11 protein-coding genes are annotated in these 10,568 nt (G+C 70.7%); 7 read left to right on the top strand and 4 right to left on the bottom strand.

Annotated features, from left to right (window positions below; all coding sequences use genetic code 11):
• A partial coding sequence (locus NFU81_RS40480; protein WP_251502311.1) for a helix-turn-helix domain-containing protein occupies nucleotides 1–313 on the top strand: 313 nt, incomplete at its 5' end.
• Nucleotides 314–507: 194 nt separating this feature from the next.
• Here NFU81_RS40480 and NFU81_RS40475 read toward each other — a convergent pair.
• Complete coding sequence (locus NFU81_RS40475; protein WP_251502310.1) at nucleotides 508–1,278, bottom strand: DeoR/GlpR family DNA-binding transcription regulator; 771 nt, start codon at nucleotides 1,276–1,278, stop codon at nucleotides 508–510.
• A gap of 254 nt (nucleotides 1,279–1,532) precedes the next feature.
• On the opposite strand from NFU81_RS40475, the gene NFU81_RS40470 reads away from it, so the two are divergent.
• The 6 genes from NFU81_RS40470 to melA all read left to right on the top strand — a co-directional run bounded on the left by NFU81_RS40470 (nucleotide 1,533) and on the right by melA (nucleotide 7,212).
• Nucleotides 1,533–2,357 carry an endo alpha-1,4 polygalactosaminidase gene (locus NFU81_RS40470; RefSeq protein WP_251502309.1) on the top strand — a complete coding sequence of 275 codons (825 nt, stop codon included), beginning with the start codon at nucleotides 1,533–1,535 and terminating at the stop codon, nucleotides 2,355–2,357.
• 54 nt (nucleotides 2,358–2,411) lie between these two features.
• Nucleotides 2,412–3,752, top strand: coding sequence for an ABC transporter substrate-binding protein (locus NFU81_RS40465; RefSeq protein WP_251502308.1), 1,341 nt, complete (start codon nucleotides 2,412–2,414; stop codon nucleotides 3,750–3,752).
• A 9-nt stretch (nucleotides 3,753–3,761) separates the two neighbouring features.
• Complete coding sequence (locus tag NFU81_RS40460; RefSeq protein ID WP_251502307.1) at nucleotides 3,762–4,763, top strand: carbohydrate ABC transporter permease; 1,002 nt, start codon at nucleotides 3,762–3,764, stop codon at nucleotides 4,761–4,763.
• The gene (locus NFU81_RS40455; protein WP_251502306.1) at nucleotides 4,760–5,650 is read left to right on the top strand and encodes a carbohydrate ABC transporter permease; all 891 of its coding nucleotides are present in this window, start codon (nucleotides 4,760–4,762) and stop codon (nucleotides 5,648–5,650) included. The genes NFU81_RS40460 and NFU81_RS40455 overlap by 4 nt, the downstream gene beginning before the upstream one ends.
• A gap of 84 nt (nucleotides 5,651–5,734) precedes the next feature.
• Nucleotides 5,735–5,902 (top strand): hypothetical protein, encoded by a 168-nt coding sequence (locus NFU81_RS40450; RefSeq protein ID WP_251502312.1) that lies wholly within the window; start codon nucleotides 5,735–5,737, stop codon nucleotides 5,900–5,902.
• Nucleotides 5,899–7,212, top strand: coding sequence for an alpha-glucosidase/alpha-galactosidase (gene melA, locus NFU81_RS40445; RefSeq protein ID WP_251502305.1), 1,314 nt, complete (start codon nucleotides 5,899–5,901; stop codon nucleotides 7,210–7,212). The genes NFU81_RS40450 and melA overlap by 4 nt, the downstream gene beginning before the upstream one ends.
• A 92-nt stretch (nucleotides 7,213–7,304) precedes the next feature.
• Here the strand turns inward: melA and NFU81_RS40440 are convergent, their stop codons facing one another.
• The 3 genes from NFU81_RS40440 to NFU81_RS40430 form a co-directional block, all read right to left on the bottom strand.
• Nucleotides 7,305–8,642, bottom strand: a complete 1,338-nt coding sequence (locus NFU81_RS40440; RefSeq protein ID WP_251502304.1) for a spherulation-specific family 4 protein — start codon at nucleotides 8,640–8,642, stop codon at nucleotides 7,305–7,307.
• Nucleotides 8,643–8,741: 99 nt separating this feature from the next.
• Nucleotides 8,742–9,608, bottom strand: a complete 867-nt coding sequence (locus NFU81_RS40435) for a carbohydrate ABC transporter permease (protein WP_251502303.1) — start codon at nucleotides 9,606–9,608, stop codon at nucleotides 8,742–8,744.
• The coding region (locus tag NFU81_RS40430) for a carbohydrate ABC transporter permease (protein WP_251502302.1) at nucleotides 9,601–10,568 on the bottom strand (968 nt) is incomplete at its 5' end. The genes NFU81_RS40435 and NFU81_RS40430, both read right to left, overlap by 8 nt.

Here is a 10,568-nt window from a genome sequence, read left to right as displayed (position 1 = left end):
GACCCGCACGGCCGGTCCCGCCGACCCGCTGCCCGCCGCGGTCGCCGCCGCCCTGTCCGCGGGCCGCCCGCTCCCCGCCGTCGCGGCCGCCTGCGGCCTCGGCGAACGCCAGCTGCGCCGCCGCTGCGAGGCCGCTTTCGGCTACGGCCCGCGCACGCTGTCCCGGGTGCTGCGGTTGCAGCGCGCCCTGGCGATGGCCAGAACCGGCACCCCTTTCGCCCGCGTCGCCGCGGACGCGGGCTACGCCGACCAGCCGCACCTGTCCCGCGAGGTCCGCTCCCTGGCCGGCATCCCGCTGCGCGAACTGCTCTAGCTCGACTCTGCCGGTGATCTTGACGGTCGAGGCCAGGTGCCGAGGGTTCGCCAGGACTCCGACCGGGGGATTTCGTTCTGGCCCAGGAAAGTCTGCGGCGCGAGCGGGCGGTTCCTGATGAGGTCGCACACCAGGGCATACACGGAATTCGGGACAGTCCCGACGGGCTTTCGCGACCGGAGCCCGACCAACCCTCAGTGTGCCGTCGAGCCGATGGTGACCTGGGTGCCTGCCTGGGTGATGCGGGCGAGTTCCGCGGGGTCGGCGTCGGGGTCGGTGACCAGGTGGGCGACGGCGGCCAGCGGGCAGATCTTGGCGAAGGTGGCCCGGCCGACCTTGGTGCGGTCGGCGACCACGACCGTACGGTCGCTGGCGTCGGCGAAGGCGCGGTCGGTGGCTGCCTCCAACTGGTCGTGGGTGGTGCAGCCGTGGGCCGCGCTGACGCCGTCCACGCCGAGGAAGGCGATGTCGGTGTGGACCCCGGCGAGCGTGTGCTCGGCGATCGGACCCACCAGTTCGTAGCTCGCTGTACGCGCGTTGCCGCCCACGACGACCAGGGTGATGTTGCGGTGCAGAATCAGCTCGGCCGCGATGTTCACCGCGTTGGTGACGACGGTGAACGGGCCGCGGGCGGCGAGCAGTCGGGCGATCTCGGTGACGGTGGTGCCGCCGTTCATGCCGACCACCGCGCCGTCCGGCACCAGAGCCGCGGCCGCGCGCGCAATCGCCTGCTTCTCCGGACGCAGCCGCTCGGTGCGGTGCTGCAACGGCACTTCGAGGCCGACCGCGCCGACCTCGGCCCCGCCGCGGGTCCTCCGCAGGAGGTTCTGGTCGCTCAGATGCTGCAGATCGCGCCGGATCGTCGCGCCCGACACGTCCAGCAGCCCGGTCAGCACGCGCACGTCGGCGCTGCCCCGCTCCGAGACGTGCTCAAGTATGCGCGCATGACGCTCACTTCTCAGCATGGAGCTGAGCATAACCCCCGTAACGGCACGCGCCGAGAAGCGCGCGGTGTCAGTCTTGCGCACCAACTGCTCAGGTTCGATCGGTTGACATGAAGAAAACTGAGCGATTAACTCCCTCCAACGCCGGAGGTGAGCACCGGCGTCAGAGGTACGCCTAACCGGTGGACGGCCGCTGCGCCGCAAGCCCGGACAATGTCGCCAGGACAGCTCCCACAGTCCGAGGCGGGGACGTGCCCTCCCCTCACAGGAGCTCGATGATGCGCATTCGCGTCCGTTCCGCTCGCCGCCTCAGCGCACTGGCCGCTCTGGCAGCCGCTGTTGTCGCCGTTCCGCTCATTGCCGACGACCAGGCGGGCGCCGCGCCCGCCGCCGTTGCGCTGCCGCCCGCACACGCCGGCTTCGACTACCAGATCGGCGGCGCGTACACCCCGCCGGCCGGTGTGCAGGTGGTCAGCCGTGACCACGAGGACTCGCCCGCGGCCGGCCTGTACAACATCTGCTACATCAACGCGTTCCAGGTCCAGCCCGGCGCCGAGAGCAGCTGGGACTCCGACCTGCTGCTGCGCGACAGCTCGGGGAAGGTCGTCTACGACACGGACTGGGGCGAGGCGCTGCTCGACACCCGCACCGCGGACAAGCGCACCCGGATCGCCGCCAAGGTCGACGGCTGGATCGACCAGTGCGCGTCCAAGGGGTACCAGGCCATCGAACCGGACAACTACGACAGCTACAGCCGCTCCAAGAAGCTGCTGACCTCGGGCGGGGCGGAGGCGTACATCACCCTGCTGTCCGCGCACGCTCACTCCGAGGGCCTGGCCATCGCGCAGAAGAACACCTCGGAGCTGGCCGGCGACCGCGCCTCCACCGGGCTGGACTTCGCTGTTGCCGAGGAGTGCGGGACGTACGGCGAGTGCAACGACTACACCGCCGCGTTCGGCAACCACGTGATCGTGATCGAGTACACCGCCAAGGGACTCAGCAAGGCCTGCGCCGGCTGGGGCAGCGCGCTGAGCATCGTCCGCCGCGACGTCGACGTATCGCCCGCGGGCAGCTCCGGCTACGTACGCAAGACGTGCTGACCCGAGGCTGACCCGCGCCCTGTTCCACTTCCCCCGTCGCCCGGTGGTGATCCCATGCATCGTTGCTCCTCCCCCTGTTCCTGTCCGCCCGGCGGGACATCGCGCCGTACCGTGCTGCGGGTCGGCGCCGCGGGCTCCGCGGCCGCCGCCGCTGCGCCGCTGCTGTCCGCGTGCGGCGGGCAGAGCGGGGGGAGCGGCAGCGGCGGCCCGGTCACCATCGAGATGTGGCACGGGCAGACCGACACCGGCAGGGCCGCGATCGAGGGCCTGGTCGCGGAGTTCCACCGCACCCATCCCGACATCCGCGTCGACACCGGTGGCGGTGTCCTGTCCGACGCGATGCTGCAGAAGGTCACCGCGGCCCTGGCCTCCGGCTCGTACCCCGACATCGCATACATCTTCGGCTCCGACCTGGCGAGCATCGCCCGCAGCCCGAAGGTCGTCGACCTCACCGACACCGTGCACACGGGGCCCACGCCCTGGAACCGCTTCTGGGCACCCGCCCGCGCCGCCGTCACCGTCAACGGCCGGGTCCGTGCCGCCCCCGCGCTGCTGGACTCGCTCGCGGTGGTCTGCAACAAGAAGCTTTTCGCCGCCAAGGGCGTCGACCTGCCGCAACCCGGCTGGACCTGGCAGGACTTCGTCGACACCGCCCGCGCGCTCACCGACCCGGGCGGAACCGTGTTCGGCACCGGCTGGCCCGGCACGGGCGACGAGGACACCGTGTGGCGATTGTGGCCGATGATCTGGGACCTCGGCGGCGAGGTGGTCTCCGCGGACGGCAAGGGCATCGGCTTCAAGGAGAGCGGCGTCAAGGCCCTGGAGACCGTTGCCGCGCTCGCCAGGGACCACAGCGTCTACATCGACCCCAAGCCCGGCAGCGAGCAGATGTACCAGGTGTTCCTGTCCGGCCGGATGGGCATGGTCCCCACCGGCCCGTGGCAGCTGCCCGACATCGTCCAGGCGAAGGTCGACCACCACGTGGTGCCGCTGCCCAGCTACAGCGGCCGTCCCCTCACCATCTCCGGGCCCGACACCTGGACGGCGTTCGACAACGGCTCCGCCCGCGTCGCCGCCACCCGCACGTTCCTGACCTGGCTTATGGAGCCCGCGCAGGACGTGCAGTGGGACATCCAGGCCGGCAGCCTCCCACTGAGCCGCGCGACCCAGGCGCTGCCCGAGTGGACCCGGCAGACCCGCGCGACCGACGGCCTCACGGTCTTCACCCAGGCGCTGGAGACCGCGCGGGTCCGCCCCAACCACGCCGCCTACCCGCAGATCTCCGAAGCGCTCGGCCAGGCGATCACCGGAGTGCTGCTCGGCCGCCGCACCCCCGCGCAGGCACTGCACGACTGCGCCCGCCAGGCCGACGCCGCCCTGCTCATCCCGCGCTGAGGAGGACCCATGTCGCGACTTCCCACCCCGCTCACCCTGCCCGAGCCGCACCCCCGCCCCTCCCCGTCGTCCGCCGAGGGCGCCGACGCGCACAAGACCGCCGACCCGCGCCGCGCGCTGCGCCGCCGCCGGCGCGCGGAGACCGCCACCGCCTGGGCGTTCGTCGCGCCCTCGGTCGCGGTCATCCTCGGCCTGTCCGTGCTGCCGGTCGTCTGGTCCCTGCTGCTGTCCTTCCAAGCCGACGACCTGGTCACCCCCAGCCGCTGGGTCGGACTCGACAACTACCGCGCCCTGTCCAAGGACCCGCACTTCAGCCAGGCGGTCGGCAACACCCTGAAGTACACCGCCCTCTACGTGCCGCTGAGCATGGTGCTCGGCCTCGCCCTCGCCCTCGCCCTCAACCGCAGGATCAAGCTGGTCGGCCTCTACCGCACGCTCATCTTCGTGCCGTTCGTCATCTCGGCCACCGCACAGGGCGTGCTCTTCTCCTTCATTCTCGACCCGCAGTTCGGCGCCGCCAACTCACTGCTGCACAAGCTCGGCATACCCGCCCAGGGCTTCCTCACCGACCCCGGTCAGGCGCTCTACGTCCTGGTGGCGATATCGCTGTGGAGCGGCACCGGCTTCTGCCTGGTGGTCTACCTCGCCGCGCTCCAGGACGTGCCGCCGTCGTTGATCGAGGCCGCCAAGCTCGACGGCGCCGGTCGCTTCCACCTGCTGCGGCACGTCGTGCTGCCCGCTCTCACCCCGGTCAACGTCTTCCTGGTGCTGTGGCAGCTCATCGAGTCCCTGCAGGTCTTCGACCTCGTCTACGTCACCACCAAGGGCGGCCCACTCGGCTCCACCACGGTGGTCGTCTACTTCATCTGGCAGCAGGCGTTCCAGAACTTCACCGCCGGGTACGGGGCCGCCGCCGCGTACGTGCTCGCGGTGGTCCTCTTCGTGATCGCGGCCGGCTCAAGGGCACTGCGCCGCCGCGGGCCCGCCGGCCCGGAAGGAGCAGTGCGATGACCGCAGCCCCGGCGACCCCGCGGCCCGTACCCGGCAAGGACTCCCGGCCCGCCGCCGCGCCCCGGGCACGCCGCCGGCTGCCGTTCAGCCCCTGGCACCTCGCGCTGGCCCCGCTCGCGCTGCTCTTCGCGCTGCCGCTGTTGTGGGTGCTGCTCAGCTCGGTGATGAGCGACGCGCAGATCAACCGGTTCCCGCCGGCGCTGTGGCCCTCGCACATCGACCTCGGCGGCTACCGGTACGTGCTGGGCAACGCGATGTTCCCGCGCTGGTTCGCCAACTCCCTGATCGTGTCGGTCGCGACGGTCGTCTCCAACCTCGTCTTCGGGACGCTGGGCGGCTACGCCTTCGCGCGGATGCGGTTCGCCGGTTCGCGGCTGCTGCTGGTGACGATGCTCGCCACGATGGCGATCCCCTTCCAGCTGACGATGATCCCGACGTTCCTGGTGATGAAGAGGCTCGGGCTGATCGACACGCTCGGCGCGCTGATCGTGCCGTCCCTGGTCACGCCGTTCGCGGTGTTCCTGCTGCGGCAGTTCTTCCTCTCGCTTCCCAGGGAGTTGGAGGAGGCCGCCTGGATCGACGGCTGCTCGCGGCTGCGGGTGCTGTGGTCGGTGGTGCTGCCGCTGTCCCGCCCGGCGCTCAGCACGGTGGCCGTGCTGACCTTCCTCACCACCTGGAACGACCTCACCTGGCCGCTGATCGCGATCAACCACGACACTCACTACACGCTCCAGTTGGGCCTGACGACCTTCCAGGGCCTGCACCACACCAAGTGGTCGGCGGTGATGGCGGGCAACGTGGTCACCGTCCTGCCGGTGCTGCTGGCCTTCCTCGCGGCGCAGAAGTCCTTCATCCAGTCGATCACGTCGAGCGGGCTCAAGGGCTGAGCCGGCCCGTCCCGCGTCCTGCCACCCTCCGGCACCTTCCGTTGACCGCCCGCATGTCTCGCCGCCCACACGAAAGACCACGCGATGCCGCAACTCGACCTGCCGGCCGGACTGCGGCCGGCCGACGCCCTCGCCGCCGGCTGCGCCCTGTCCACCCGGGCGCACGGCGGCACTCCGGCCCAGCCCACCTGGGACGAGGCGCCGGCCGCCACGTCCCGCACCGACGAGAACCACGGAAAGAGCCCGTCATGACCACCACGAAGATCGCGTTCATCGGCGCAGGCAGCGTCGTCTTCACGCAGGGGCTGCTGGCGGACCTGTTCGCCTTCGAGGAGCTGAAGGGCGGCGTGCACATCGCACTGCACGACATCGACGCGGAGCGGCTGGCCACCGCCGAAGGCGCCGCCCGGCACATCGCCGCGCACCTCGGGGCCGCGCCGCGGATCACCGCCCACGCCGACCGCCGATCCGCCCTGGACGGCGCGCACTTCGTGATCAACATCGTCCAGGTCGGCATGCGCGACTCCACCCGCACCGACTTCGAGATCCCAGCCCGCTACGGTGTGCGCCAGACCATCGGCGACACCCTCGGCGTCGGCGGCGTCTTCCGCGCCCTGCGCACCTTCCCGCTGCTGAAGTCCCTCGGCGAGGACATCGCCGAGCTGTGCCCGGACGCCTGGCTGCTCAACTACACCAATCCGATGGCGATGAACGTCCAGTACCTCTCGCAGGCCACCGGCCTCTCCCGCGTGGTGGGCCTGTGCCACTCGGTCTACTGGACCATGCGCGACCTCAGCGAGCTCGTGGACGTCCCCTACGAGGAGGTCAACTACCTTGCTGCGGGCGTCAACCACCAGGCATGGGTGCTGCGTTTCGAGCACCAGGGCGAGAGCCTGTACCCGAAGCTCGACGCACTGATCGAGCAGGACGCCGAACTGCGCCGCCGGGTGCGGATCGACATGTACCGCAGGCTCGGCCGCTACCCGACCGAGACCAGTGAGCACAGCTCGGAGTACGTGCCCTGGTACCTCCACCACGCCAGCGAGGTCGAGCGGTTGCGGCTGCCGGTCGGCGCGTACCTCGGCATCGTCGACGACAACGTGGCGCAGTACGAGAAGACCCGCGAGGCACTGCTCGCCGGCACTCCGCTGGACGTCGCCGGCACGATGGAGTACGCGCCGCAGGTCGTCCACAGCATCGTCACCGGCACGCCCCGCACGATCTACGGCAATGTGCCCAACCGCGGCCTGATCGCCAACCTGCCGACCGGTGGCACCGTCGAAGTGCCGTGCCTGGTCGACGCGTCGGGTGTCCAGCCGACCGCGGTCGGCGCCCTCCCGCCGCAGTGCGCCGCGCTCAACCGCACCTACCTGAGCATGAACGACCTCGTGGTCAGGGCCGCCCTGGAGGACGACCCGCGCCACATCAGGCACGCGCTCATGACCGACCCGGCCACGGCCGCCGCGCTCCCCGTCGAACGCATCTGGCAGCTGTGCGACGACATGGTCCGCGCCCACAGCGACCTCCTCCAGCCGGGCCTGCGTACCGAACTCGGCATCTGAACACGCCAGTCGACTCACCAGCCGGCCCGCTCGGCCCGCAGCTCCCGGTCCGCGTGAAGGCGCGGGCCGGGAGCTGCGGTCTTCGGTGGTTCCTAGCTCGCGCTGAAGGAGACCACCGGCGTGTACGCGGAGCCGGCGTTGAACTCCACCTGCTGGGTGCCGCTCGGCGAGCCGAGGGCGCTCAGCGGCAGTGTCCAGGTGTACGTCGAGCCGCTGACCGTGGTGGTCGGGGCCGGCGTGGCGGCGGCCCACGCCCAGCCGGTCGTCGTGCTGCGGTACAGCGAGCCGTTCTCGATCATGTAGTCCGCGCCGAGCGGAGAGGCCGACGGCGCGGGCAGCTGGTAACCGGTGGCGGTGTTGCCGTCGGTGTTGACGAAGACGTGGTGGAAGCTCTCGGAGCTGTTGAAGGTCGCCTTGAAGACGGCTGTGTCCGCTGACGCGCACGCCGAGTACGACGTGATGGCGCCGGAGCCCGCAGTGGTGGTGCACCCGCTGCCCCCGCCGCCGGGTCCGCCCGATCCGGCGGCTCCGGCCTTCGCCAGCTCGTCTGACCAGTACGCACCGGTGGGCAGGGTGTCCCACGGGTTGGGCAGGTTGTCAGGAGTGACGTACAGGTAGCCGGCGTTGCGCTGCTTGCTCAACGCGACCGCGTTGTCCATGTCGGCCTGGGCGGGGGTGTCGTAGACCAGGTGCCAGAACTTGTCGGGGTTGGCGTAGTTCAGTTCCCAGTCGGGCGCGGTCCACGAGGCGTAGACGCTGTAGGTGTTCTCGAACATCACCAGGACGTCGGCCGCCGACGCGTAGCACGACTCGGCGGGCGAGCCGGGGTTGTCCACGGTGAAGGCGCCCGGGTGGGCCTGCTTGGTCGTGGAGTTGATGCCGGTGTACAGGTTGACGTGCGCGTTGCCGGTGCCGCAGTCGCCCAGGGCGTCGTCGAAGAAGATGCCCGCCAGACCCGAGGAGCCGTACCAGGAATACCAGGTGGCCACGTCGGCGTCGATCTGTGCGGTCCACGCGGCGACGCTGGTCCGACCGTCGCGGGTGGTGCGGCCGGTGGTGCCGAAGTAGCCGGTGTCGACGTAGCCGAGCACCTTCACACCGGCGCCGGATGCCGCGTCCACGGCCGAGGCGTAGCCGCTGTCGACGGCGCTGCCGGGGCCGTTGGAGGGGTTGGCGACGGCGACACCGACACCGGATCCGGCCTGGTCGATCTGGGTCCAGAAGCCGCTGCCCGCGGCGTCCGAGGGGTTGAAGTACGCGGGCACGGCCAGATGCTGCACGCCGGCTGCCGCGCTCGCCTGACCCGGGAACGAGCCGAACGCGGTCAGCGCGAGAGCGGCGGCCGCCGCGCCCACGGCGACCCTGGTCCGGCACGCGGCGGTGCCGCGGTGCCGCAACCGTAGGCGCGCGAACGGTCGGATGGAGGACATCTGATCCCCTTTCGACGGTGGGGGGGTGCGTGAACAGTGCGGGGTACGTGGACGGTGGGGGCTTGCGTGAAAGGTGGGGAGGCGAGGTGACGGAGGGCGTCAGCCCTTGACCCCGGTGTGGGCGATTCCCTGCACGAACTGCCGTTGCAGGAGGGCGAAGACGGCGATGACCGGGAGCGAGGCGAGCAGCGATCCGGCCATCAGCACGGGGTAGTCGGTCTGGAACTGGCCCTGGAGCGAGGCGAGTCCGGCGGACAGCGTCATCTTGTCCGGGTCGGTGTTGACCACCAGCGGCCAGAAGAGGTCGTTCCACGACCACAGCAGTGCGAGCACCGCCAGTGCGACGAGTCCTGGGCGCACCAGCGGCAGCATCACCGACCAGTAGATCCGCCAGGGCCCGGCGCCGTCGATGCGCGCCGCCTCCTCCAGCTCCTTCGGCAGCGCCAGGAACGACTGCCGCAGCAGGAAGACGCCGAAGGCGCTGAACATGCCGGGCAGGATCAGCGCCTGAAGGCTGTTGAGCCAGCCCAGGTCGGACATGATCTGGTACTGCGGGATGATGAACAGCTGCGGCGGCACCATCAGCACCGCCAGGAACAGCCCGAAGAGGAACCCGCGCCCGGGAAAGCGCAGTCGCGCGAAGGCGTAGGCGGCCATCGGGCACAGCACCACCTGGCCCAGCGTGCGGCCCAGCGACATGAGCAGCGTGTTGAGGAACTGCCGGCCGAAGGGCAGAAGGTCGAAGACCTTGCCGTAGTTGTCCCACTGCCCGCCGGGCAGCGGCGACGGTGGCACGTGGGTCGCGTCGCTCAGCGACTTCAGCGAGGTGATGATCTGCCAGACGAACGGCGCGACCATCGCCAGCGACGCCGCGATCAGCACGGTGTGGACGAGCGGATGGCGCCCGTGCCGGGAGCGGCGTGCCGGCCGGTCCGCGGCACGGCCCGCCGCGCGGACCTCAGCCATAGTGCACCCACCTCTTCTGCAGCTGGAACTGAAGGGCCGTCAGCACGATGATGATCAGCAGCAGGACCATCACTATCGCTGCCGCGTAGCCGCGGTCGTTGGTGACGAAGGCGCGGTCGTAGAAGAGCTGCACGACCGTCTCCAGGCGTGGGAATGCCGGGTTGGACCGGGCGGCGGCCCCCGATCCGGCCATCACGTAGACCAGGTCGAAGAGTTGGAGCGAGCCGATGACCGAGATCACCGAGACGAAGAAGGCGGTCGGCGACAGGAGCGGAAGGGTGACCGAGCGGAACTGCCGCAGCGGGCCTGCGCCGTCGATCTCCGCGGCCTCGTAGTATTCGCGCGGGATCGCCTGCATCCCGGCCAGGAAGATCACCAGGTTGTAGCCGATGCTGCTCCACACGCCCACCACGACCAGCGCGTACAGCGCCAGCCGCGGATCGGCCACCCAGTTCGGGCCGTCGATGCCGACCAGCGACAGCACGTAGTTGATCAGCCCGTAGTCGCCGTTGTACAGCCAGCGCCACACCATGCCGACGGCCACCGGCATGGTGACCACCGGCAGGAAGAAGAAGGTGCGGTAGACGCCGATGCCGCGCAGGCCGCGGCGGTTGAGCAGAGCCGCGAAGACGATCGCCAGCGGAATGGACAGCAGTCCGAGCCCGGTGTAGGCGAGGGTGTTGACCAGCGACCGGCCGAACTCGCTGTCGTGCAGCATGCGGTGGTAGTTGTCCAGCCCGCTCCAGGTGTGGCCGCCGAAGGCGCCCCAGCGGGTGAAGGAGAAGTAGGCGGTCTGCGCGACCGGCCACAGGTAGAAGACGGCGAGTCCGAGGCCGGTCGGCGCGATGAAGGCGAAGCCCCACAGCGCCTCGGTGACGCGGTCGCGGCGCGGTCGCGGGAAGCGGCGCGGCAGCCGCGGCCGCCGCCCGGTCCGCGGCCCGGCGGCGGGGGCTGCCGGGC

Origin of the sequence: Actinacidiphila cocklensis (genome assembly GCF_907177275.1) — a bacterium.
Taxonomy (GTDB): Bacteria; Actinomycetota; Actinomycetes; order Streptomycetales; family Streptomycetaceae; genus Actinacidiphila; species Actinacidiphila cocklensis.
Note: the sequence above shows the minus strand (reverse complement) of the source record. Positions and strands in the feature narration are given on the sequence as shown.